This window comes from Streptomyces sp. NEAU-W12, assembly GCF_026242095.1.
In the GTDB taxonomy this organism is placed as follows: domain Bacteria; phylum Actinomycetota; class Actinomycetes; order Streptomycetales; family Streptomycetaceae; genus Streptomyces.
The window spans coordinates 242,454-267,616 of record NZ_JAPJDM010000006.1; the positions used below are offsets into that span (position 1 = coordinate 242,454).

Here is a 25,163-nt window from a genome sequence, read left to right on the forward strand (position 1 = left end):
AGATGAAGACGACCAACGACACGGCCGCCCGCGGCGGGGACGTCCGCCTCACCGGCCTGAGCAAGACCTACGGCACGTTCACCGCCGTCCACCCCCTCGACCTGACCGTGCCCGAGGGCTCCTTCTTCGCCCTGCTCGGCGCGTCCGGCTGCGGCAAGACCACCACCCTCAGGATGATCGCCGGCCTGGAGGAGCCCGCCGCCGGTGCCGTCCACCTCGGCGACCAGGACGTCACCGCGCTCCCGCCGTACAAGCGGCCGGTGAACACCGTCTTCCAGTCCTACGCCCTCTTCCCGCACCTCGACATCTTCGAGAACGTCGCCTTCGGTCTGCGCCGGCGCGGCATCAGGAGCGTGAAGAAGCAGGTCGGGGAGATGCTCGAGCTCGTCCAGCTCGGCGAGCAGGCCCGCAGGAAGCCGCACCAGCTCTCCGGCGGCCAGCAGCAACGCGTCGCCGTGGCCCGCGCCCTGATCAACCATCCGAAGGTGCTGCTGCTCGACGAGCCGCTCGGCGCCCTCGACCTGAAACTGCGCCGCCGGATGCAGCTGGAGCTCAAACGCATCCAGACCGAGGTCGGCATCACCTTCGTGCACGTCACGCACGACCAGGAGGAGGCCATGACCATGGCCGACACGGTCGCCGTGATGAACGCAGGCCGTGTCGAGCAGCTCGGCGCGCCCACCGAGCTGTACGAGAACCCGCGCACCACGTTCGTCGCCGACTTCCTCGGCACGTCCAACTTCATCGAGGCCGACGTCGACACCAGGTCGGGCGACGACATCGTGCTGAAGGCGGGCGGCGGCAGGCTCGTCCTGCCCTCGGCACGCAACAGCGGCCCCACGGCGACCGGCGGCAAGGTGCTGCTCGGGGTGCGCCCGGAGAAGATCTCCCTCGTCCACGCCGACGACGCCGGACGCATACCCGAGGGCCGCAACCGGATCACCGGCCGGATCTCCGACTCCAGCTACCTCGGCGTCTCCACCCAGTTCGTCGTCGACAGCCCGGTCTGCACCGCCTTCGAGGTCTACGTCCAGAACATCGACCGCGACGACCGGCTGGTGCCCGGCGCCGAAGTCGTCCTGCACTGGAACCCGGCGCACACCTTCGGTCTCGACGCGGCTCAGTCCCTGCTCGCGGGGACAGCGGGGGGCTCCGCCGGTGCGCAGACCGCCGGGGAGGAGGCCCTCTGATGGCCACCGTCACCCAGGCACCGCCGCCCCAGTCGCCGCCACCCCGGTCACCGTTCCCGGTGCCGGTCCCGCGGGCGAGACCGCCGCGGAAGCGGGGCCGCCGGACGCCGTACCTGCTTCTGCTGCCCGGCCTGCTGTGGCTGTTCGTCTTCTTCGCGCTGCCGGTGGTCTACCAGGCCTCCACCTCCGTCCAGACGGGCTCCCTGGAGGAGGGCTACGAGGTCACCTGGCACTTCGCCACCTACTGGGACGCGCTGTCCGCGTACTGGCCGCAGTTCGTCCGCTCGGTGTTCTACGCGGCCTCCGCGACTGTGCTGTGCCTGGTGCTCGGCTACCCGCTGGCGTATCTGATCGCCTTCCGCGCGGGACGCTGGCGGAACCTGATCATGGTCCTGGTGATCGCGCCGTTCTTCGCGAGCTTCCTGATCCGCACCCTCGCCTGGAAGACGATCCTCGCCGACGGCGGCCCCGTGGTCGGGATCCTGAACACGCTGCACGTCCTGGACGTCACCTCCTGGCTCGGCTGGACCGCCGGCGACCGGGTGCTGGCCACACCGCTCGCCGTCGTCTGCGGTCTGACGTACAACTTCCTGCCGTTCATGATCCTGCCGCTCTACACCTCCCTCGAGCGCATCGATCCCCGGCTGCACGAGGCGGCGAACGACCTGTACGCCACGCCCTCGACCACCTTCCGCAGGGTCACCCTCCCGCTGTCGATGCCCGGCGTCGTCTCCGGCACGCTGCTCACCTTCATCCCGGCCACCGGCGACTACATCAACGCGGACCTGCTCGGCTCCACCGACACCCGCATGATCGGCAACGTGATCCAGACGCAGTTCCTGCGCATCCTGGACTACCCGACGGCCGCGGCGCTCTCCTTCATCCTGATGGCCGCGATCCTCTTCGCCGTCACGTTCCACATCCGCAAGTCCGGCACGGAGGAGCTGGTGTAAATGGCCTTCGTCAACTGGCTCAAGCGCCGTCTCGTCGTCATCGCGGGACTGCTGACGCTCGCGTATCTGCTGCTGCCGGTCGTGGTGGTGGCCGTGTTCTCCCTCAACAAGCCCAGGGGCCGCTTCAACTACGAGTGGCAGGAGTTCTCCACCGACGCCTGGAAGGACCCGTGCGGGGTCTCCGGCCTGTGCGGCTCGCTGTCGCTCAGCCTCCAGATCGCCCTGTGGGCGACCCTCGGCGCCACCGTGCTCGGTGCCATGATCGCCTTCGCGCTGGTCCGTTACCGCTTCCGTGCCCGTTCCACCGTGAACTCGCTGGTCTTCCTGCCGATGGCGATGCCCGAAGTGGTCATGGCGGCGTCGCTGCTGACCCTGTTCCTCAACATGGGCGTCCAGCTCGGTTTCTGGACGGTCCTCATCGCCCACATCATGTTCTGCCTCAGCTTCGTCGTGGTCGCCGTCAAGGCGCGCGTGATGTCGATGGACCCGCGCCTCGAGCAGGCCGCCCAGGACCTGTACGCGGGCCCGGTCCAGACGTTCCTGCGGGTCACCCTGCCGATCGCCGCCCCCGGCATCGCGGCGGGCGCGCTGCTCGCCTTCGCCCTGTCCTTCGACGACTTCATCATCACCAACTTCAACTCGGGGTCCACCGTCACCTTCCCGATGTTCGTCTGGGGCTCCGCGCAGCGCGGAACTCCGGTACAGATCAACGTCGTCGGTACGGCCATGTTCGTCGTCGCCGTGCTGCTGGTGCTGGTCTCCATGGCCGTCGGCAACCGCCGCGAGCGGCAGCAGGCGTAGGGGGCCGGGACCATGAGCCGTTGGACGAGATCCCTCGCCGACGCCCGTCCGTCCGCGTACTGGCTGGACGACCCCGGCCGGCCGGAACCCCGGCCCGCCCTCACCGGCGCCGAGAACTGCGACCTGCTGGTGGTGGGCGGCGGATACAGCGGACTGTGGACGGCACTGATCGCCAAGGAGCGCGACCCGGGGCGGGACGTCGTCCTGGTGGAGGGGCGCGAGGTGGGCTGGGCGGCCTCGGGCCGCAACGGCGGGTTCTGCGCCGCCTCCCTCACCCACGGTCTGTCCAACGGCCTGACCCGCTGGCCGGACGAGATCCACGAACTGGAGCGGCTGGGCGCCCGCAACCTCGACGCCATCGAGGAGGCGGTCGCCCGCCACGCCATCGACTGCGACTTCGAACGCACCGGCGAGCTCGACGTCGCCACCGCGCCCTACCAGGCACACGAACTGCGCGACTGGTACCGGGAGATCGACCGCCGGGGACTCGCGGAGGGAGTGGAGTTCCTGGACACGGACCAGGTCCGCGCCCAGGTCGACTCGCCCACCTTCCTGGCCGGCCTCTGGGACCGCAGGGGCGTGGCCATGCTCCACCCGGCGAAACTCGCCTGGGGGCTCAAGCGGGCCTGCCTCGGCCTCGGCGTCCGCGTGTACGAGCACACCCCCGCCCTCACCCTGCGCTCCTACGGTGCCGGACTGGCCGCGCGCACCCCCTACGGGCAGATCCGCGCCCGCACCGCCGCCCTCGGCACCAACGTCTTCCCCAGCCTGGTCAGACGGGCCCGCGCCTACACCGTCCCGGTCTACGACTACGCCCTGATGACCGAGCCGCTCACCGACGCCCAGCTGGCGTCCGTCGGCTGGCGCAACCGGCAGGGACTCGGCGACAGCGCCAACCGGTTCCACTACTTCCGCCTGACCGCCGACCACCGCGTCCTGTGGGGCGGCTACGACGCGGTCTACCCGTACGGAGGGCGGGTGCGCGCCGAGTACGACGACCGGCCGGAGACCTACGCGAAGCTCGCCGAGCACTTCTTCACCTGCTTCCCGCAGCTGGAGGGCGTCCGCTTCACCCATGCCTGGGGCGGCGCGATCGACACCTGCTCCCGCTTCTCGGCGTTCTACGGCACCGCCCACCGGGGCAGGGTCGCCTACGCGGCCGGCTTCACGGGGCTCGGCGTCGGCGCCACCCGCTTCGGCGCCGAGGTGATGCTGGACCTGCTGGCGGGGGAGCGCACCGAGCGTACGGAGCTGGGGATGGTGCGCAGGAAGCCGCTGCCGTTCCCGCCCGAGCCCTTCGCCTGGACCGGCATCGCGCTCACCCAGTGGTCGCTGGCGCACGCCGACACCCACGACGGACACCGGAACCTGTGGCTGCGGACGATGGACAGGCTGGGGCTGGGCTTCGACAGCTGAGAGCGATTCCCGGCGACCGGGGCCCGGGCTCCGGCGGCGGGAGTCCGGGCCCCGGCGGCCGTGGCCGGTTCTCGACAGCGGTGACCGGATTCCCTCGGATGTGATCCGTTTCACTCCAGGGGGTGCCGGAACCCGCGTAACACCCGGCAGGAAGCCTCCTCCCCCCCTCGTGACGCGTTTTCCCGCGTCCACGACAGAGAGGCAGGCGTGTGTGATGACAGGGACGAAGTCGGCGGTCGAGTGGCTCTCCTCCGTCGCGCCCGATCCCGGGGCGTGCCGCCGGGAGTGGGAGCGCAGCCCGCACGGGGTGGCGCTGCTGCCGGCCGGCACGGCGTGGGACGTGCTGATCCTGCCGGGCGGGCTCGGCCGCCCCACGCTCGACGTGCTCACCCGCGTCCTCGACCGGCCCGGCCCGGTGCTGGTCGGCTCCGGCGACGCGCGGATGGGCTTCCTGGTGCCGCCGGGCACCGCGGCCCGCTGGGTCGGCACCGGTGTCCGTACGGCGGGGGCCGGCACCTGGATCGTGGTGCCGTATCCGGGCCGACCGTCCGCCGGCGGGACCCGCTGGCTGTTCCCGCCGGACGGCTCGGGCACGCTCACCGATCCGGCCCTGCTCGAACTGGCCATGCACGAGGCGGCGGCGGGGCTTGCCGGGCGGGAGGGGGCGTAGCGGGCAGGGGCGACCGGTGGCAGGGGGCCTGGCGACCTGGTTCGCGCGGACCGTCCGAAGGCACTCCAGCCCTCACCTGTCCCCCCGTCATCTCCCATGGCCGGGAGCAGTCGTGGATCGCCCCAGGGCGCCTGCCCGCGAGGACGCCCGCGGGCAGGGCCTGCGGAGCGCCCCGTGGGGTGTGCGGCGGACCGGATCCGACCGGTTCGGGGTGGAGGTCCGGCGGACCTGCGACGGCTACTCCGGCCGACCGGCCGGCTTCCGACCGGCCGGCTGCCGCCCGGTGGCTGCCCGAGCGTTGCTCCGGCCGGCCGGCCGCCACAGGCAGACCAGCAGGACCGCCCCCAGGCACCAGCCGGCGGCCACGTCCAACGGCCAGTGGTAGCCCCGGCGCACCAGCCCGTAGGAGGCGCCGGCGACCAGGGTGGCGCAGAGCAGCAGGAGAGCGCGGCGGGCCGCCCGCGAGCGCAGCAACGGGAGGAGGAGCAGGGCCGTCGCACCGTACGCCACGACGGCGGTGGCGGTGTGGCCGGACGGGTAGTAGCCGACCGCCGGGGGCACGGCCGGGGTGCCGGGGCGGTCGGTCCATTCCTTCAGGGGCACGACGAGCACCGGCACCAGGGCCATCGCCACCGCTCCGGCGGCGGGCGGCAGCCACCAGCGGTCCCGGCCCACGGCACGCCCCCGCCACGCGACGTACACCAGGGCGGCCGTGAGGAGGGGCAGGGCCACCTCGACGTTGCCGAGGTCGGAGAGCACCTCGGAGGCCGTGTCCGGCTCGACGAGCGCCCTGCTCAGTCGTTCGTCCAGGTCCACCAGAGGGCCGTCGGCGACGACCTGCCAGGTGATCAGGGCGAAGAGGAGAACGGGAGGTCCGAGCAGCAGCATGGTGCACAGCGTCGCACGCACGGGCTCGCGGCCGTTCGCGGCGGCAGCGCGGGGCAGGGCGCGCCGAAGGGCCAGTGCAGGGGGGGGAGAGCACTGGCCCTTCGGGAAACGGCCTGTCGCGCCTGACGCGTGGACAGCCGTCCGGACCGGAGCGCCGCGCGCCCCGGGGGGTTTGGGGCGAGCGGCTGTCCGATCGTGAGGAGACCCGGAGCCCGGGGGCCCCGGTTGTGTGCGCGAGGGCACGACCAGGTCGAAGCTGGGGAGGCCTCGGCCCGTACCGCTCACGGTCACCCGTGAGCGGGTGTCTCTCTTGTCCCGGTAGAACCTACGGCAGGGGGTGGGCCCGCGACAGGGCCGACCGGCTCCTGTCATCCACCCCGCACACGTTCTTCACACGCTCTGCCGCTCGCCTCCCGGCGGCGGATGCCGGAGCGGCTCACCCGCTTCGTCGGCGGCTCAGATGTGCACCCGTGCCTGCTCAGACGCGTGCGAACGCCTGCTCGAGGATGTCCAGGCCCTCGTTCAGCAGGTCCTCGCCGATGACCAGCGGCGGCAGGAAGCGCAGCACGTTGCCGTAGGTGCCACAGGTCAGGACCAGTAGCCCCTCCCGCTGGCAGGCCTTGGCCAGCGCGGCCGTCGCTTCCGCGTCCGGCTCCTTGGTCGTGCGGTCCTTGACGAGCTCGACGGCCATCATGGCGCCGCGGCCGCGGACGTCGCCGATGACGTCGAACTTCTCGGCCATCGCGGTCAGCCGGGTCCTCATGACCGCCTCGATCGCCTTGGCCTTGCCGTTGAGGTCCAGCTCCTTCATCGTCTCGATGGCGCCGAGCGCGCCCGCGCAGGCCACCGGGTTGCCGCCGTAGGTGCCGCCGAGACCGCCGGAGTGGGCCGCGTCCATGATCTCGGCGCGTCCGGTCACGGCGGAGAGCGGGAGCCCGCCGGCGATGCCCTTGGCGGTGGTGATCAGGTCCGGGACGATGCCCTCGTCCTCGCAGGCGAACCACTGGCCGGTGCGGCAGAAGCCGGACTGGATCTCGTCGGCGACGAACACGATGCCGTTGTCCGAGGCGAACGTGCTGATCGCGGGCAGGAAGCCCTTCGCCGGCTCGATGAAGCCGCCCTCGCCGAGGACCGGCTCGATGACGATCGCGGCCACGTTCTCGGCGCCGACCTGCTTGGAGATCTGGTCGACGGCCTGGGCGGCGGCCTCGGGGCCGGCGTGGTCGGAGCCGGTCGGCCAGCGGTAGCCGTAGGCGACGGGGACGCGGTACACCTCGGGTGCGAACGGTCCGAAGCCGTGCTTGTAGGGCATGTTCTTCGCGGTGAGCGCCATGGTGAGGTTGGTGCGACCGTGGTAGCCGTGGTCGAACACCACGACCGCCTGCCGCTTGGTGTGGGCCCGCGCGATCTTGACGGCGTTCTCGACGGCCTCGGCGCCGCTGTTGAAGAGGGCCGACTTCTTGGCGTGGTCGCCCGGGGTCAGTTCGGCGAGCGCCTCGGCCACGGCCACGTACCCCTCGTACGGCGTGACCATGAAACAGGTGTGAGTGAAGTCGGCGAGCTGGGCGGTGGCACGGCGTACGACGGCCTCGGCGGAGGCGCCGACCGAGGTCACCGCGATGCCCGAGCCGAAGTCGATCAGCCGGTTGCCGTCGACGTCCTCGATGATCCCGCCGTCCGCACGCGCGGCGAACACGGGCAGCACGGAGCCCACGCCCTGTGCGACCGCGGCGGTACGGCGGGCCTGCAGCTCCTGTGACTTCGGGCCCGGGATGGCGGTGACGACGCGGCGCTCCTGCGGAAGTGCGGTCATGAGGGGCTCCTGGGGGGGTGAAACGGACACGTGCCTTCTTTTCTCGCAGGCTAGGGCGAGGAGGAGAGGCTGGGCATGCTCCATGTGGGCGTTGTCCGGGGGGCCGGGTTGTCCGGTGTGGACATAGGGAGGGGACGGAGGGCGGGAGAGGGACGACGGACGTGGCGGCGGCCCGGGGCCCGGCGGGCCCGCGCCGCGCGGGCCGGGGAACCGCGCGGGGTCCGGGGCTCATCCTGCACCGTACAAAGCGCCCGGGTGGCCCGCCCCGGCCGGGTGAACGGTGAACTCGCCCTGCGGGGGCGTTAGATTGACTCGCTGATGGTGAACGGCGCGGCAGCTCAGGGGGCAAGGGCGATGGACAGCGACGGGACGCAGGACCCGCGGGGTACGCACGCGAACCCGGTGCCGCGCCCTGCCGGGCCACCGGAGGTGCCACCGAGGCCGGCCAGGGCACCGGGCATGCCGCCCCTGCCGGACGGGTCGGCGTTCCTGACCTGGCTGCGCACCCCCCGCCCCGAGGCGCTGCCCGGCGTATGGCGGTTCGGTCACCGGCCCCGGCCGATGGAGGAACCGGTACAGATCGCGACCCGGGAACTGCTCAGCGGAGCACTCATCGCCCTGCTCGTGGGGTGGCTGGTCTGGTCACTGCTGGCGAACGGCTATCTGGGCGGCTGGTGGCTCCTTCCCCTGGAGCTGTTCACTCCGGATTCGTGGCGGACCAGCGACGACCAGATCGTCAACCTCGTCGTCTGGGACGGCTACACCCTGCTCGTCGTGTTCGCGATCATGATCGGAGTGGGGAGGCTGGGCCGCTGGGGCGAGGTCTGGCGCCGTTTCGTGGCACCCCGGCTGCGACGCCCCGAGTCGAAGGAGCCGCAGCCGGCCCTCGAGGACGACCCCGCCGGCTGGCCCGCGCTGCGTGCCGCCGGCGCCGCCGACGCGGCGGACCGGCTCGCCGCCGACGCGCGCGCCGGGCTGATGAGGGACGTCGACCACGCCCGGATCACCCGCGCCTGGCAGGGGGTACGCAGCGGCCGGTACTCCCTCGCCACCTTCACCGGCGCCGTGCTCGGCCACGGTGCCGCCGCCTGCCCGCACCCCTCCGGCGCCCGCGACCTGCCCGCCCGGCAGGCCCGGCACGACCTGGTCACCGGTCAGGTACGGCTCGGCACCACCGCCGACGACGCCCGCAACCCGTACGCCTACCGGGGCACCGGCCTCGCCCTCGGCCCCGAACTGCTGGGCACCTCCCTGGTCGCGGTCGGGCCGGCCGGCTCCGGCAAGACCAGTGCCGTCGTCCGGCCGCTCGCCGAGTCGCTGTGCCTGCACGCGCTCGCCGGACGTGCCGCCGTGGTCGTCGTCGGTGCCGCCGGCGTGGCAGCCGGACCGGCCGACGCGTACGACGTCGTGGTACGGATCGGCAACCCCGACTCCGTGTACGACCTCGACCTGTACGGCGGGACCACCGATCCCGACGAGGCCGCCGCGGTCCTCGCCGAGGCGCTGGTCGGCGACCTGGTCGACCCGCACCCCGGCAACGACAGCCGGCGCGCCACCACCGTCCTGGCCCGACTGCTCGGCCCCTTCCACGCGGTGCACGGCCGTTTCCCCTCCGTCCCCGAGCTGCGCGGTCTGCTCGACGGCTCGCCCGGCCCGCTGGCCGAGCTGCGCCAGGCCCTGACGGAGACGGGGCAGCAGTCGCTGCTGCGCGAACTCGACGCCCGGGAACGGCAGATGGCGCACCCCGGTGACGTCGGCGGGGTCCTCGCCGACCGGGTGGCGCTGCTCGACCGGCCGGCCTTCGCGACGTTCTTCAAGAGCCGGGGATTCGACACCTCCGGGCAGTCCCGGCCCTTCGCCCTCAAGGCGCTGGACCACCCCGTACGGGTCCGCGTCGACCTGCCCGCGCGGGGCCACGCCGACGCCTCGCGGGTCCTGGCACGGCTCGTCCTCGCCCAGTTCACGGCGAGCGTGACGGAGCGCGAGGACCGGTCCCTGTTCGCCTGCCTGGTACTGGACGACGCGACCGGCGTCATCACCCCCGAGGCCGTGCGCGGCATCCAGCGGCTGCGGTCGGCGAACGCCGGAGCCGTGCTCACCCTGCGCACCCTGGACGACGTGGCGCGGCCGCTGCGCGGCCCTCTGCTCGGGACCGTCGGATGCAGGATGGCGCTGGCCGGGCTCACCCCGTGGGACGGGCAGGACTTCGCCGAGGTCTGGGGCAAGGAGTGGACCGAGGCACGGGACGTCACCGACCGGCAGATCATCGCGGAGAGCCCGGCGGGCAAGGCCTGGCACGCGGTGCGGCGGGCCATCACCGGCAAGGCCCCCACTGCGCGCGCGGTCACCGTACGGCAGGTCGAGCGGGAGCGGTGGTCCGCGTCGGAACTCGCGCACGCGATGCCGGCCGGGCACGCGGTGCTGTCCCTGACCGACGTCCGGGGCGAGCACGCGCCGCCGCTGCTGGTCGACCTGCGGAGCTGAGGAGCGCGTCGGGGCGGCGCACGTGCGGTGACGCGGTGTGCATACGGTGAGGCAGAATCGGCAGGGGGCGTTCATACGTGACGGCCAAGTCGTCAGACCGCTCACCGACCCGGACACCGACCGACCGTTCCCGCCGTCGACCTGAAGGCGCCATGCCCCTGACGCTCGCTTCCCTCGCCCACCACTCCGCGCTCAAGCTGACCGTGCGCGCGGGCGAGGACGGCCTCGACGTACCGGTCCGCTGGGCGCACGCCAGTGAGCTGGCCGACCCCGTGCCGTACATGGAGGGCGGCGAACTGCTGCTCATCACCGCGCTCAAGCTGGAGGCGGAGGACGCGGAGGCGATGCGCCGCTATGTGAGGCGGCTGGTGGACGCGGGGGTCGTCGGCCTCGGGTTCGCCGTCGGAGTCCACTACGAGGACGTCCCCGAGGCGCTGGTCGACGCCGCGCGCCAGGAGGGCCTGCCGCTCCTCGAGGTGCCGCGCCGCACCCCCTTCCTCGCGATCAGCAAGGCCGTCTCCGCCGCCGTCGCCGCCGACCAGTACCGCGCGGTGACCGCGGGGTTCGCGGCGCAGCGGGAGCTGACCCGGCAGGGGCTGGCCGGCGGCCCCGAGGGCCTGCTGGCCGCGCTCGCCACCCAGATCGACGGATGGGCCGCGCTGTACGACGCCTCGGGCGCCGTCGTCGCCACGGCACCGGACTGGGCGGGCCGGCGGGCCGCACGGCTCACGGCCGACGTACGCCGGCTGCGGGAGCGGGCGGCGCCCGCCTCGTCGGTCGTCGCCGGACCGGAGGACGACGACCGGGTCGAACTGCACTCCCTCGGCACCGGCCGGCGCCCCCGTGCCGCGCTCGCCGTCGGCACGGCCGCCACGCTCGGCACCGCCGAGCGGTACGCCGTCCACTCCGCCGTCGCGCTGCTCACCCTGACCACGGAACGCTCCCGCTCCCTGCACGCCGCCGAGCAGCGGATCGGGGCCGCGGTCCTGCGCATGCTGCTCGCCGGGGAGCCGGACCACGCCCGCGCGGTGGCCGGACACCTGTACGGCGGTCTCCTGGACGCGCCCTTCAGGATCGTCGTGGCCGAGACGGGCACGGCGCCCGCCGCCCGTGCCCAGGGCGATCCGAACGGCGACGCCCTCGGCGCGCTCGCGGAAGCCGTGGAGTCCGCCGCCGCCCGCTCCGGCGAGGCGGTTCTGGTCGTGCCGGAGGGAGAGCGGCTGGTGGTGCTGGCCGCCGACGGCGGCGCGGCCGTGACCGCGTGCTGCGACCACGCGGCCGCCCTGGAGGCCGCGCGCGGTGCCACGGGCGCCCACGAGCCCCGCGTGGGCGCCGGCGAGGACGAACTGGTCGTGGGCCTCTCCACACCGGCCGGTCCCATCGCCGCATCCGCCGCCTACAAACAGGCCGGACAGGCGCTGTCGGTGGCCAGGAGGCGGGGCCGGGTGCTGGTGGAACACGAGCAGATGGCCGCCGGGTCCGTGGTACCGCTGCTCGCGGACGACGCGGTCCGCGCCTTCGCCGACGGACTGCTGCGGCCCCTGAACGAACACGACGCGACCGGGCGCGGCGACCTCGTCGCCTCCCTGCGCGCCTGGCTCTCCCGGCACGGACAGTGGGACGCCGCGGCCGCCGACCTCGGCGTGCACCGCCACACCCTCCGCTACCGGATGCGTCGCGTCGAGGAGATCCTCGGCCGCTCCCTGGACGACCCGGACGTCCGCATGGAGCTGTGGCTGGCGCTGAAGGCGACCTCGTCCGACTGACGACCGCGGCGGATCGTCTTCCCGTCCTCCGGTCTCCTCTTCCCGTCCTTCTCTCTTCGACCGCCGACGGATCTGCCAAAGCGGCGCGCGCCGGGAGGCGACTGCTACGACTCGGACAAGCGTCACGCCGCCGGCGCGCCCCTACGGTGGACGCAGCAGGCCACGTACACCCCCCAACGCGGAAGGGCCGGATCACTCATGACCCAGAAAGACACGGCGGCCACCCACGCCTTCTGGCTCGCCGGCCGCCAGGCCACCGGCGAGGCCGTCTTCGACGTCACCTCCCCGTGGGACGGCAGGGTCGTCGGCACGGTGAGCGAGCCCACCGACGCCCAGGTCGAGGAGGCCGTGGCCGCCGCGTACGCCGTACGGGACGAGTTCGCGGCCACCCCCGCCCATGTCCGCGCCGCCGCCCTCGACCACGTCGGCCGACGGCTCGGGGAGCGCGCCGAGGACATCGCCCGGCTGATCTCCGCCGAGAACGGCAAGCCGATCAAGTGGGCGCGCGGCGAGGTCGGCCGGGCCGTGTCCGTGTTCCGGTTCGCCGCCGAGGAGGCACGCCGGTTCAACGGCGGCGAGGGCCAGCGGCTCGACACCGACGCCGGCGGCCAGGGACGGCTCGCCCTCACACGGCGGTTCCCGAAGGGCGTCGTCCTGGGCATCGCGCCGTTCAACTTCCCGCTGAACCTGTGCGCCCACAAGATCGCCCCGGCCATCGCCGCCGGTGTCCCCATCGTTCTCAAGCCCGCTCCGGCGACCCCGCTGTCCGGGCTGCTCATCGGCGAGCTGCTCGCCGGGACCGAGCTGCCGGCCGGCTCCTGGAGCATCCTCCCGGTCCCGAACGACCGCATGCCCGCCCTGGTGCAGGACGAGCGGCTGCCGGTGATCTCCTTCACCGGCTCGGAGAAGGTCGGCTACGCGATCATGGACTCGGCGCCGCGCAAGCACTGCACCCTGGAACTCGGCGGCAACGGCGCCGCCGTCGTCCTCGCCGACTGGGCGAGCGACGAGGACCTGGACCGCGCCGCGCAGCGCATCGCCACCTTCTCCAACTACCAGGGCGGACAGTCCTGCATCTCCGTGCAGCGGGTCATCGCGGACGCCTCCGTGTACGACAGGCTGCTGCCGCGCATCGTCGCCGCCGTCGAGGACCAGGTCACCGGCGACCCGGCCGACGACGCGACCGACGTCGGCCCGCTGGTCAGCCAGGACGCCGCCGAGCGGGTCGAGGCGTGGGTGCGGGAGGCCGCCGAGGCCGGCGCCGCCGTCCTCACCGGGGGCAAGCGTGACGGCGCCTCCTACGCGCCGACCGTGCTCGCCGACGTACCGGACGGGGTGACGATCGCCCGCGAGGAAGTCTTCGGTCCCGTCCTGACGGTGACGAAGGCGGACGGCGAGGCAGCCGCCTTCGCCGCCGTCAACGACTCCAGGTACGGCCTCCAGGCAGGAGTGTTCACCCACGACCTCCAGGCCGCCTTCCGGGCCCACCGCGCCCTGGAGGTCGGCGGGGTCGTCATCGGCGACGTGCCCTCCTACCGCGCCGACCAGATGCCGTACGGCGGTGCCAAGCAGTCCGGTGTGGGCCGCGAGGGCGTGAGGTTCGCGATGGACGACTACACCTACGAGCGGGTGATGGTCCTGACCGGCCTCGCCCTCTGAGTCGGACGGTGGGCTCCTGACGCCGACGGGAGGGGCCCGGCACCGATGCCTTCCGGTGCCGGGCCCCTCCCTTGCGACGCCGGGGCGTACCTCTTCGTGCCCCTCAGCCGGAGAAGCCGACCCGGGCGAGCCGCAGCGCGCCGCGCAGCCTCAGGCGCACCTGGTGCACGCCGGCGGTGGCCGCCGGAGTCCCGGCGCGGGCGAGGGGCGCCTCGAGGGTGACGTAGTCGTACGGGTCCGACGGGGCCGCCGGGGACAGCGTGGCGAGCACCGGGCCGTCGTCGAGGGAGAGCTCGACGCTGCCCTCGCCGGACACCTCGGCGGTCACCTCCGTCGCCCCCTCCCCGAAGTCGCAGCGCCAGAAGACCAGCTCGCCCTCCTGCCCGGCCGCCGGCGTCACCGCGTCGCCCGACTCCCTGGTCCGGTCGACGATCTCGGTGCCGCGCTGCTCGTCGTAGCCTGCCGCGTCCAGTCCGTGCTCGAGAACCGCGCGGGGGACGGAGGGCTCGCCGTCGAGGGTGACGGTGGTCGACTGCCGGACGTCCGTGCTGGACGCGCCGGCCAGCAGCTCGTACCGGCCCGGCTCCACCCGCCACCGGCCCACCGCCACGTCCCAGAACGCGAAGGCGGACAGGGGGAGCTCGAAGACGACCTCGGCCGTCTCGCCGGGAGCGAGGGTCAGCCGCCGGTGGGCCACCAGTTCGCGCAGCGGACGCGGCACCGACGGGTCCACGGCCCGCGTGTAGAGCTGGGCCACCTCGTCGGCCGGAACGGCGCCGGTGTTGGTGACCGTGAACGACACCCGCACGGTCCGCCCCTCGGCGCGAGCCGTCAGCTCGCCGTAGGCGAAGGCCGCGTACGACAGGCCGTGCCCGAAGGGGAACAGCGGAGTGCCCTCGAAGTACAGGTAGGTCTGGCGGGAGCCGATCACGTCGTAGTCCAGCAGGCCGGGCAGATCGGCGTCCTTGGCGTACCAGGTCTGCGGAAGCCGGCCGGCGGGGGAGACGTCACCGGCGAGCACCCGGGCCAGCGCGGTGCCCGCGGCCTGCCCGCCGTGCGCGGTCCAGAGCACCGCCGGCAGGTCCGTCGGGTCGATCGCGTACGGGTAGGCGGAGACCAGCGCCAGCACGGTGTTCGGGTTGGCGGCGCGGGCCGCGCGCAGCAGCAGTTCCTGCTGGGCGGGCAGCCGGAGCGTCGTCCGGTCCTCGGTCTCCCGGCCGTTGATGTGCGGGTCGTTGCCGGCGACCACCACGACCACGTCGGCCTGCGCAGCGGCCCGCGCCACCGCCTCCTCGCCGTTCTCGGTGACGATCAGCTCGAAGACCTCGGGGCCCGACGCGGCGGCGGGGCCCTCCCCGGCGGTGACCTCTTCCGGGTTCTCGGCGCTCCCGGTGTTCTCGGCGTTCTCCGCGGCGACCTTCACACCGTCGGCGGTGACCTGCACATGGCGCCCTGTCCCCACGTGCCTGAGGAGGTGACCGCCGCCGTGCGGTTCCAGCCGGAACGTCTCCTGCACGACCCAGCCGCCCGGCTGGTCGGCGGAGGCGCGGAGGTAGCCGTCCTCGGCGACCGACAGGTACCGGCCGTCCGGGGCACGCAGGGTCAGCACGCCCTCGCCCCAGTCGACCAGAGCGAGTTCGGTGCCCTCCGGCCCGGCGGTGAGCGGGGCCAGATCGGTCCGGCCCGCGAGCAGCGCAGGGTCCAGCGCGCCGGCGGCGCCGCGCACCTCGTCAGGGCTGTCGGGCGCGGGCGGGACGTGCAGGAAGGCCCCCGCGGAGGTCCTCAGCAGGACGCGGTCCACGCCCTCCGTGAACTCCACCCGCTCGGCGCCGAACCGCTCGTAGAGCCCTCCCAGGGGAGTGGAGCGGTGGATGAGGGCGCCGCTGTACCAGTCGAGCTTGCACTCGTCGGCGAGCAGGCCGACCACGGCGACACGGGCGGGTGCCGGGGCCAGGGGCAGCAGGCCGTCGTTCTTCAGCAGGACGACCGCCTGCTCGGCGGCCTCCTGCGCCAGAGCCCGGTGCTCCGGGGTGTCGAAGGCGTGCTCGTCGGCGAGCCCCTCCGCCTGCGGGACACCGCCGCTCCCGCCGCCCCCGTACGGATCCTCACCCGGGTCGAACTCGCCGAGCCGGAAGCGCACCGAGAGCTGCCGGCGGACGGCGCCGTCGATCTCGGCCTCCGTCAGCAGCCCCTGCCGCAGCGCCGCCTCGAGGCGCCCCACGATGACCGAGCTGTCCGTGCCGTGGTCCGTGAAACTGTCCACCCCGGCCCGCAACGAGGCCGCGACGGCCTCCTCGTGGGTGTCGAAGTAGTGCTCGGAATCGACCAGGTTGGACGGTGCGCCGGCGTCCGAGCAGACCAGCAGCTCCTCCTCCGTCCAGGTGCGCAGCTGCTCGCGCAGGTACGGCGAGACATGGTTCGGGCGGCCGTTGACCAGGTTGTACGCGGGCATCACCCCGGCCACCGCGCCCGCCTCGACGGCGTCGCGGAAGGCACGCAGATCGTACTCGTGCAGCACACGCGGGCGGACCGAGCTGGAGGCGGTGTCCCGGGCCGTCTCGTTGTTGTGCGCGAGCCAGTGCTTGAGCACCGGCGCCGTGCGCCAGTACACCGGATGATCACCGCGCAGGCCGCGGGTGTAGGCGGTGGCGATCGCCGAGGTGAGCCGGGGGTCCTCCGAGTACCCCTCCTCGTTGCGGCCCCACAGGGGGTGGCGCAGCAGATTGACGGTCGGCGCCCACACGTTGAGGCCGACCCGCTCGTCCCGGGCGCGCATCGCGCGGGTCTCCCGGGACACCGCCTCGCCCACCCGGCGCACCAGCTCGGGGTTCCAGGTCGCCCCCAGCCCGACGGCCTGGGGGAAAACGGTCGCAGGCCCCATCCAGGCCACGCCGTGCAGTGCCTCCTGGCCGGTGCGGAAGGCGGCGATGCCGAGCCGCTCGACAGCGGGCGTGAACTGGTGCAGAGCTCCGATCTTCTCCTCGAGGGTGAGCCGCGACAGAAGGTCGTCGATGCGCTTCGCGAACGGCAGGTGCGGATCGCGGAAAGGCGGCGTGGGCGGCGTTGGTGCGGTCACGTGGACATCCCTTTGCGGTGGAGCGGCGAGGCGCTTTCGAAGCGCTTCGATGCTCATTCCGAGCAGGGGTGGGTGTCAAGGACATGGGTGCGACGGATCGGACACCCCGGGGGATCTCACGGACATTCCGTGAGGAGTGAGCACGCATGGTGATCGCACAGTTCCTCGGCACACCTCGGAGGAATCTTGTAAACAACTCTTGTGCGCCCCTGGGTGTTCACTTAACCTCGCAGCAACATCGAAGCGCTTCGACTGCGGGGCCGCCTCCCCGGCACGTTCCCTGAGAGCGACCGCTTCGGCTCAGCCAGTTCCAGTGAAGACACCGCAGCCGACGGCCACCGCCGGGTGTCCTGGTGTGCCATGAAGGGTTGACGCAATGACGCCGAACGCCTCCACCTCCTCCGGGCCCAGCCGGAGAAGCTTCCTCGCCTCCACGGCGGTCGCCACCGCAGCGGTGGCGGGGGGAATGCCGCTGCTCGCCGCGTGCGGCGGGTCCGACGGAGGTTCGCGGGAGGGCACCACGTCGGGCAAGGACGCCAAGAAGCTGCTGCCGACGTACGTGGCCAGCAACGTGGTCACCCCCGACATCCCCAGCAAGAACGGTTCGGCGGTCGGCTTCACCAGCAAGCTCGACCTCGCCGGCCTGAAGACGTCGGTGCCCGAGAAGCTCGGCAAGGGCAGCAAGATCACCGTCATGTCGCCGTTCTGGGGCTCCCCGCCCAAGGGCGGCAACGCCTACTACAGGGCGATGAACGACCTCATCGGCGTCGACGTGGTCTGGCAGAACCAGGACGGCAACACCTACGACCAGAAGCTCGGCGCGGTCCTCGCCTCCAGCGACGTGCCCGACGTGGTCGTCGTGCCCGGCTGGAACATGACGGGCAAGATCCCCAGCGCCGTCATCGGCAAGTTCGCCGACCTCGGCCCGTACCTCTCCGGCGACGCGGTGAAGGACTACCCGAACCTCGCGGCGATCCCCACCGACGCCTGGCAGCGGTCCATCTTCGGCGGCAAGCTGCGCGGCCTGCCCATGCCCTCCTCGTACGTCACCGGCATCGTGCCGCTCTACCGCCAGGACATCTTCGAGAAGGAGGGGTACGAGGTCCCCCGCTCCTGCGACGAGTTCATGGCGCTGGCCAAGGACGCCACCAATGCCAGGGCCAAGCGCTGGGCCTGCCTGGACATGAAGTGGACCGCCTTCAACGCCTTCGGCGTGCTCTCCGGCGAGGAGAAGTCGCTCGGCTGGAACCAGGTCGACGGCAAGCTGCTCTACCGCATAGAGACCGACGAGTACCTCGAGGCCCTGGAGTGGACGCGCAAGCTGTTCGCCGCCGGCGTCGTGCACCCCGACGCCAAGTTGGGCAAGAGCAACGCCACCGACCCCGGACCCAAGTTCGCCGCCGGCGAGTTCCTGATCTACAACCAGGACTCCTCGCAGTGGTGGAGCCGCACCGCCGAGCAGGCCACCCAGAACCCGGATTTCAAGATCTGGGGTATGGACATCTTCGGCCACGACGGCGGCGACCCCACCCTGTGGGCCAAGAACCCGGCCGGCATCTTCGCCTTCGTCAACAAGAAGGCGTCCGAGGCCGTGATCCGTGACGTGCTGGCCGTCGCCAACGTCACCGCCGCGCCGTACGGCACCAAGGAGTACATGCTCACCAACTACGGCGTGGAGGGCACCCACTACACCGTCAAGGACGGTGTGCCCACCAAGAACGACCAGGGCAACATCGATGTGATGAATGCCTACGTGATGGTCGCCAGCCCCGCCGCGACCATCGCCCACCCCGACTTCCCCGAGGTCGCCAAGGGCCAGGTCGAGTGGCAGCAGCGGATGGGCGCGTTCACCAGGAAGTCGGCCTTCTACGGCATGCAGATCACCGAGCCCACCCGCTACACCAACCTCTCCAACGACTTCGAGCAGCTGGAGGACGACGTCATCCGGGGCCGCAAGAAGATCAGTGACGTACAGCAGGCCGTCTCCGACTGGAAGAGCAAGGGCGGGGACGAACTGCGCGACTGGTACCGGAAGATCCTCGACGAGAACGGTTCGGCGGCCGGCTGACCCGGGACCGAGGCAAGGAGAACCGCCGTGTCGCACAGCACGGTGCCTCGGAGCAAGGCCGAGGCCACGAAGCCGGTCGAGAAGCCGGCGGCGTCCGGTGACGCCGCCGGCCCCCCGGACGCACCACGCCGGGGAGAGCGCGGCAAACTGAGCCTGCGGCTCAGATACCGGCGCGACCGCGTCCTGCTGCTGATGACCCTGCCCGCCGTGGCACTGGTCCTGGTCTTCAACTACCTGCCGATCCTCGGCAACGTCGTCGCCTTCCAGGACTACGACCCCTACATCAGCGACAACGGCGTCGTCTCGATGCTGAACAGTCCCATGGTGGGACTGGAGAACTTCCAGCGGATCCTCGAGGACTCGGCGTTCTGGAACGCCCTGAAGAACACCCTGGTGCTCTTCTTCCTCCAGCTCGTGCTGTTCTTCCCGATCCCGATCCTGCTCGCGCTGCTCATCAACAGCGTGGTCAGGCCCCGGGTGCGGGCGGTCGCGCAGGCCGTCCTGTATCTGCCGCACTTCTTCTCCTGGGTGCTGGTCGTCGCCGTCTTCCAGCAGATGTTCGGCGGTGCGGGCATCTTCTCGCAGCTCCTGCGCCAGAACGGCCACGACGGCCTGGAGGTCATGACCAACCCCGACACCTTCATGTTCCTGCTCACCGCACAGAGCGTGTGGAAGGACGCCGGGTGGGGGATCATCGTCTTCCTCGCCGCGCTGGCCTCCGTCAGCCCCGACCTGTACGAGGCCGCCGCCATGGACGGTGCCGGACGCTGGCGCCGGATGTGGCACGTCACCCTGCCCGCGCTGCGGCCCGTGATCGCGCTGCTGCTCGTCCTGCGGGTGGGCGACGCGCTCACCGTCGGCTTCGAACAGATCCTGCTGCAACGCGACGCCGTCGGACCGGGGGCGTCGGAGGTCCTCGACACCTTCGTCTGGTGGAACGGCGTGCGCAACCAGGACTTCGGCTACGCGGCCGCCGCAGGCCTCATCAAGGGCGTGGTCAGCCTCGGACTGGTCCTCGCCGCGAACAAGGTGGCCCATCTCATGGGCGAGCAGGGGGTGTACAAGAAGTGACCGCCGTGATCGACGAACACACGACGCACAAGGTCCGGGGCTGGGCCGCCCCGCCCCGCCCGGTGTGGGAGGAAGCACCCACCAGGGCCGGACTCGCGGGCAAGGGCATGGTCCTGGCCCTCGCCTGCCTGGCGGTCGTCTTCCCGCTGTGGATCGTGATCGTCACCAGCCTGTCCACCCGCAGGGCCATCGACGAGGCCGGCGGCCTGGTGGTGGTGCCCAAGGACATCACCTTCATCGCCTACCAGGAACTGCTCAGCGGCGGCCAGGTCACCAGGGCCGCCCTGGTCAGCATCGGCGTCACGCTGGTCGGCACCGTGTTCTCGATGACCGTGTCCGTGCTCTGCGCCTACGGCCTGTCGCGCACCGACTCGCTGGGGCACCGCTGGATCCTGATGACGCTGCTGGCGACCATGTTCTTCAGCGCCGGCCTCATCCCGACGTACCTGCTGGTGCAGACCCTCGGCCTGACCGACAGCTACCTCGCGCTGATCCTCCCCAGCGCCATCAGCGTCTTCAACATCCTGGTCCTGCGCGGCTTCTTCATGAACATCTCGCAGGAACTCACCGACAGCGCCCGCATCGACGGGGCGGGCGACCTCCGCATCCTGTGGCAGATCGTCATGCCGCTGTCCCGCGCGGTGATCGCGGTCATCACGCTCTTCTACGCCGTCGGCTACTGGAGCGCCTGGTTCAACGCCTCGCTGTACCTCAACGACCAGAACATGCTGCCCCTGCAGAACGTCATGATCCAGCTCGTCCAGAAACAGGAGGCCCCCGTCGGCCTCGGTCAGGCCATCAAGACCGGTGAACTGTCCGGACTGGCCGTCCAGATGGCCGTCATGGTCATGGCCCTGCTCCCCGTCGCCGTACTGTCCCCCTTCGTCCAGAAGCACTTCAAGAAGGGCATGCTCACGGGCGCCGTGAAGGGCTGACGGGAGGGGGCCCGGCGATCCGCCGACCCGCCGCGGCCCTCCACCGGTCCTCCCACCCCACTTCCCCACCATCCGCCGAACGAGGTAGGCCAGCTCATGCACGCGTCCCGCACATCCCGTACGTTCCTCACCCGCCAGGAGCGTGCCTGATGCCCGGACTGGGCGACGCCACCCGCGGGCGCATCCTCTACGGCGGCGACTACAACCCCGAGCAGTGGCCCGAGGAGACCTGGCACGAGGACATCCGCCTGATGCTGCAGGCCGGCGTCAACTCCGTGACGCTGGGCGTCTTCTCCTGGGCGAAGATCGAACCCCGTCCGGGGGAGCGGGACTTCGGCTGGCTGGACCGGATCATGGACCTGATGCACGAGGCCGGCATCGGCGTCGTCCTCGCCACCCCGACCGCCTCGCCGCCGCCCTGGATGGGGCACCTCCACCCGGACACCCTGCCCCGCGACGAGGAGGGCCGCACCGAGTGGTGGGGCGGCAGACAGCACTTCTCCCACTCCAGCGCCACCTACCGCCGTTACGCCGCCGCCGTCACCGAGGACCTGGCCGCCCGCTACGCCGGCCACCCGGCCCTCACCATGTGGCACATCAACAACGAGTACTGCACCTACGACTGGGGGGACGAGGCCGCCGCCCGGTTCCGCGACTGGCTGCGCGACCGTCACGGCACCCTCGACGCCCTCAACACCGCCTGGGGCACCGCCTTCTGGAGCCAGGGCTACGGCGACTGGGCCGAGGTCATGCCGCCCCGCCACCCGCACTACCTGAAGAACCCCACCCAGGTGCTGGACTTCAAGCGGTTCACCTCCGACATGCTCCTGGAGTGCTACACCGCCGAACGCGACATCGTCCGCCGGCACACCCCGCACCTCCCGGTCACCACGAACTTCATGCCGCTGTGGGCGGGGCAGGACGCCTGGCGCTGGGCCGAGGAGGAGGACGTCGTCTCCGTCGACCTCTACCCCGACCCGCGCGACCCCTTCGGCGCCCAGGAGGGCGCCCTGGTCCAGGACATGACGCGCTCCCAGGCGCGCGGTCCCTGGATGCTCATGGAGCAGGCGGCCGGAGCGGTCAACTGGCGCGGCGTGAACCACCCCAAGCCCCGCGGCCTCAACCGCCTGTGGTCCCTGCAGGCCGTGGCACGCGGCGCGGACGCCGTCTGCTACTTCCAGTGGCGCCAGTCCCGGCAGGGCGCGGAGAAGTTCCACTCCGGGATGGTGAGCCACGCCGGCGAGCAGGGCCGTACGTACCAGGAGGTCAGGCAGCTCGGTGCCGACCTGGCGCGGATCGCCCCGCACGTCGCCGGCGCGCACGGCACCGCCCGTGTCGCCGTACTGCACGACTGGCACTCCTGGTGGGCCGGCGACCAGGACGCCCGGCCGTCCCGCGAGGTCGACCACCCCGGCATGCTGCGCGCCTGGCACCGCGCCCTGTGGCAGGCCCACCTCACCACCGACTTCGCCCGCCCGGAACACGACCTGTCCGCCTACCCGTTGGTCGTCGTCCCGCAGCTCTACCTGCTCACGGACGCGGCCGTCGACAACCTCCTCGCCTACGTACGCGGTGGCGGCACCCTCGTCTGCGGCTTCCTGACCGGCGTCGCCGACGAGGACGACCGGGTGCGGCCCGGCGGCATGGACGCCCGGCTGCGGGACCTCTTCGGCATCCGCACCCTGCACGAGTGGTGGCCGCTGGACGCGGGGGAGACCGTCGCCTGCGAGGGCTTCCGCGGCACCCTGTGGTCCGAGGAACTGGAGGCCGACGGCACCGCCGACGCGACGACCCCCTACAAGGGCGGCGACCTCGACGGCCTGCCCGCCGTCCTGCGCAAGGGCCGTGCCTGGTACGTCTCGACGCTCCCGGAACCCGGGGCGCTGCGCGACCTGCTCACCCGGATCGCCGCCGGGGCGGGCGTACGGCCTGTGCTCGACGGGCTCCCCGACCAGGTGGAGGCGGTACGCCGGGGGGACCTGCTGTTCCTGCTCAACCACGGCCGGGAACCGGTCGCCGTCGACCTGCCGGGCGCCCACCACGACCTGCTCACCGGCACCGACGTCACCGGCCGGGTCACCCTCGGCCGCCACGGCGCGGCGGTGCTCCGCCCATGAACGCGCCCATGAACGCGCTGGTGAACGAGCCCACGCACCACACCGCACCCGTTCACGGGACCTGGGAGCCGCAGCCCGCCGCCCGCTGGGAGGACGCCTTCCTGAGCGGCAACGGTCACCACGGCGCCCTCGTGTCCGGCGACCCGGACGACGAACGGGTCGTCGTCACCCACCACACCCTGGTCCGTCCGGTCGGCGCCGCCGAGGACCGGCTGCCGCCCCGGCTGGCCGAGGGACTGCCCGCCCTCCAGGACCGGTTGCTCGCCGGGGACACGAAGGCCGCCGAGACCTTCACCGACGGCCGCCCGCTCCAGTGGGTCCGGCCCTTCCACCCGGCCTTCCAGGTACGCCTGCGCCGACCCGAGGGCGCCCGGGACGAGGCCGGCGCCCCGCCGTTCCACCGCCGCACCCTCGACTTCCGCACCGGCGTGGCGGAGGCCACCCGCGCCGACCGGACCGGCCGCGTCTTCGTCTCCCGCGCCGACGACGTGATCGTCCAGTACGTCACCGGGCCGGACCTCACCCTCGACATCCGCCTGGACCACCGCCTCGCCGGTGCCCCCGCCACGCTCGGTGTAGGCCACGGCGCCGTCCTCACCCCCGGGGGCGCCCTGCTCAGCCTGCGCGCCCGCTACCCGGACAGCGACCTCGCGTACACCGGCGTCACCCTGGCCGCCGTCACCGGCGGCACGACGACACTCGCTCCGCAGGGCGTGCGCGTCGCGGGCGCCCGGTCCGTCCTGCTGCTCACCCGGGTGCGACGGCACACCGGGGAAGCGGACGTGGTCGCCGAGGGCCGCGCCCTGCGCGATCTGCTCGGCGAGGAGCCGGGCCCGTACGAGACTCTCCTCGCCCGCCATCTGTCCCACCACCGCACCGCCTACGACCGCGTCACCCTCGACCTGGCCGCCGACCCGGCCGAACGCGCCCTGCCGGGGTCGGAGCTGCTGGTGCGGCCGCGCAGCGCGGCCCTGCTCGAGCGCCTCTTCGCAGCCGGCCGCTACCACCTGCTGTCCTCCGGCGGTCTGTTCCCGCCCCGCCTCACCGGCCTGTGGACCGGCGACTGGGACACCGCCTGGTCCGGCGCCTTCACCAACGACGCCAACCTCAACCTCCAGACCGCCTCCGCCGCCGCGGCGGCCCTCCCCGAGGTCACCGAGGCGCTGGCCTCACTCGTCCAGCGCCAGCTTCCCGACTGGCGGGACAACGCCCGCGAGGTCTTCGGCGCCCGGGGCGTGGTCGCGCCCGCCCACTCCGACGGCGAGTCCGGGCACAGCTACCACTTCAACCGCGAGTACCCGCTGCACCTGTGGACAGCGGGCGCCGACTGGCTCCTCGGGCCGCTCGTGGACCACGACGAGACCTACGGCGGGCACGATCCCCGCACCACCGCCGCCCTCGCCGAAGTCGCCCTGTTCTACGAGGACTTCCTCACCCGCACCGACGACGGGGGCCACCTGGTCGTCGTTCCCTCCTACTCACCGGAGAACCGCCCCGCGAACGCGGGGTGGGGCACCGTGAACGCGGCCATGGACCTCTCCGCCGCCCGGCACGCACTGCGCACCGCCGCCGACCGCCATCCCGAGCACGCAGGCCGCTGGCGGGCCCTCGCCGACCGGCTCCCGCCGCACCGGACCAACGCCGACGGCGCCCTCGCCGAATGGGCCCGGCCGGGCCTCGAGGACTCCTACGACCACCGCCACCTCAGCCACCTCTACGCCGTCTGGCCGCTGCACGAGATCACCCCGTACGACACCCCGGACCTGGCGGCCGCCGCCCACCGAGCGCTCGAACTGCGCGGCCCCGAGAACGACTCCGCGCACGGCCACCTGCACCACGCCCTGATCGCCGCCCGCCTCCGCGACGCCGAACGGGTCACGGGCGCCCTCGGCAGGGTCCTCGACGGCGACTTCTTCCACACCTCCCTGATGAGCGCGCACTACCCCCACCGCGACGTCTACAACGCCGACGCCGCCCACACCCTCCCGGCCGTGCTGATCGAGGCGCTCGTGCAGTCCACCCCCGGCCGGCTGGTCCTGCTGCCCGCCCCGCCCGCCGGCCACCCGCGCGGGGCGCTGCACGGCGTACGGACCCGTTTCGGCGCCGCCCTCGACCTCACCTGGACCCCGGACGGAGCCACCGCCGTCCTGCGTCCCACCCGTACCGTCCGCATCGAACTGAGGACTTCCGAAGGTGCCGAGCCGCTCGACCTCGTCGCCCACGAAGACCGCGTCCTCACCCTGAAGGCGCGGTGAC

16 protein-coding genes are annotated in these 25,163 nt (G+C 72.5%); 13 read left to right on the plus strand and 3 right to left on the minus strand.

Features of this window, described 5'->3' with window-relative positions:
- Positions 1–2: 2 nt before the first annotated feature.
- The 5 genes from ORI94_RS10090 (at position 3) to ORI94_RS10110 (ending at position 5,030) form a co-directional block, all read left to right on the plus strand.
- Complete coding sequence (locus ORI94_RS10090) at positions 3–1,190, plus strand: ABC transporter ATP-binding protein (protein ID WP_266074092.1); 1,188 nt, start codon at positions 3–5, stop codon at positions 1,188–1,190.
- Entirely contained in the window at positions 1,190–2,143 is a 954-nt protein-coding gene (locus tag ORI94_RS10095) for an ABC transporter permease (protein ID WP_266074093.1), read from the plus strand. Before ORI94_RS10090 ends, ORI94_RS10095 begins: the two co-directional genes overlap by 1 nt.
- A complete protein-coding gene (locus tag ORI94_RS10100) occupies positions 2,144–2,944 on the plus strand; it encodes an ABC transporter permease (RefSeq protein ID WP_266074094.1) in 801 nt (266 codons plus the stop codon).
- A gap of 12 nt (positions 2,945–2,956) precedes the next feature.
- Positions 2,957–4,360 carry an NAD(P)/FAD-dependent oxidoreductase gene (locus ORI94_RS10105; protein WP_266074095.1) on the plus strand — a complete coding sequence of 468 codons (1,404 nt, stop codon included), beginning with the start codon at positions 2,957–2,959 and terminating at the stop codon, positions 4,358–4,360.
- Between the two features lie 214 nt (positions 4,361–4,574).
- Entirely contained in the window at positions 4,575–5,030 is a 456-nt protein-coding gene (locus tag ORI94_RS10110) for a hypothetical protein (protein WP_266074096.1), read from the plus strand.
- A gap of 237 nt (positions 5,031–5,267) precedes the next feature.
- Here the strand turns inward: ORI94_RS10110 and ORI94_RS10115 are convergent, their stop codons facing one another.
- Both ORI94_RS10115 and gabT read right to left on the minus strand, forming a co-directional pair.
- On the minus strand, positions 5,268–5,918 hold the full coding sequence (locus ORI94_RS10115) for a phosphatase PAP2 family protein (RefSeq protein ID WP_266074097.1): 651 nt from the start codon (positions 5,916–5,918) through the stop codon (positions 5,268–5,270).
- Between the two features lie 478 nt (positions 5,919–6,396).
- Complete coding sequence (gabT, locus tag ORI94_RS10120; protein ID WP_266074098.1) at positions 6,397–7,731, minus strand: 4-aminobutyrate--2-oxoglutarate transaminase; 1,335 nt, start codon at positions 7,729–7,731, stop codon at positions 6,397–6,399.
- A gap of 354 nt (positions 7,732–8,085) precedes the next feature.
- Between gabT and ORI94_RS10125 the strand changes: the two genes are divergently transcribed.
- The 3 genes from ORI94_RS10125 to ORI94_RS10135 all read left to right on the plus strand — a co-directional run bounded on the left by ORI94_RS10125 (position 8,086) and on the right by ORI94_RS10135 (position 13,640).
- Complete coding sequence (locus tag ORI94_RS10125) at positions 8,086–10,215, plus strand: ATP-binding protein (protein WP_266074099.1); 2,130 nt, start codon at positions 8,086–8,088, stop codon at positions 10,213–10,215.
- A 152-nt stretch (positions 10,216–10,367) separates the two neighbouring features.
- Complete coding sequence (locus ORI94_RS10130; RefSeq protein WP_266074100.1) at positions 10,368–11,981, plus strand: PucR family transcriptional regulator; 1,614 nt, start codon at positions 10,368–10,370, stop codon at positions 11,979–11,981.
- A 198-nt stretch (positions 11,982–12,179) separates the two neighbouring features.
- Positions 12,180–13,640: an aldehyde dehydrogenase family protein gene (locus ORI94_RS10135; RefSeq protein WP_266074101.1), complete on the plus strand. Its 1,461-nt coding sequence runs from the start codon at positions 12,180–12,182 to the stop codon at positions 13,638–13,640.
- 103 nt (positions 13,641–13,743) lie between these two features.
- Here the strand turns inward: ORI94_RS10135 and ORI94_RS10140 are convergent, their stop codons facing one another.
- Positions 13,744–16,716 (minus strand): glycoside hydrolase family 3 C-terminal domain-containing protein, encoded by a 2,973-nt coding sequence (locus tag ORI94_RS10140; RefSeq protein ID WP_266074102.1) that lies wholly within the window; start codon positions 16,714–16,716, stop codon positions 13,744–13,746.
- Positions 16,717–17,092: 376 nt separating this feature from the next.
- On the opposite strand from ORI94_RS10140, the gene ORI94_RS10145 reads away from it, so the two are divergent.
- The 5 genes from ORI94_RS10145 (at position 17,093) to ORI94_RS10165 (ending at position 25,162) form a co-directional block, all read left to right on the plus strand.
- On the plus strand, positions 17,093–18,784 hold the full coding sequence (locus tag ORI94_RS10145; RefSeq protein WP_266074103.1) for an extracellular solute-binding protein: 1,692 nt from the start codon (positions 17,093–17,095) through the stop codon (positions 18,782–18,784).
- 27 nt (positions 18,785–18,811) lie between these two features.
- On the plus strand, positions 18,812–19,855 hold the full coding sequence (locus tag ORI94_RS10150) for an ABC transporter permease (RefSeq protein WP_266074104.1): 1,044 nt from the start codon (positions 18,812–18,814) through the stop codon (positions 19,853–19,855).
- Complete coding sequence (locus ORI94_RS10155; protein WP_266074105.1) at positions 19,852–20,790, plus strand: carbohydrate ABC transporter permease; 939 nt, start codon at positions 19,852–19,854, stop codon at positions 20,788–20,790. The genes ORI94_RS10150 and ORI94_RS10155 overlap by 4 nt, the downstream gene beginning before the upstream one ends.
- Positions 20,791–20,939: 149 nt before the next feature.
- The gene (locus ORI94_RS10160) at positions 20,940–22,907 is read left to right on the plus strand and encodes a beta-galactosidase (protein ID WP_266074106.1); all 1,968 of its coding nucleotides are present in this window, start codon (positions 20,940–20,942) and stop codon (positions 22,905–22,907) included.
- Positions 22,904–25,162: a glycosyl hydrolase family 95 catalytic domain-containing protein gene (locus tag ORI94_RS10165; protein ID WP_266074107.1), complete on the plus strand. Its 2,259-nt coding sequence runs from the start codon at positions 22,904–22,906 to the stop codon at positions 25,160–25,162. Before ORI94_RS10160 ends, ORI94_RS10165 begins: the two co-directional genes overlap by 4 nt.
- Position 25,163: the final 1 nt, after the last annotated feature.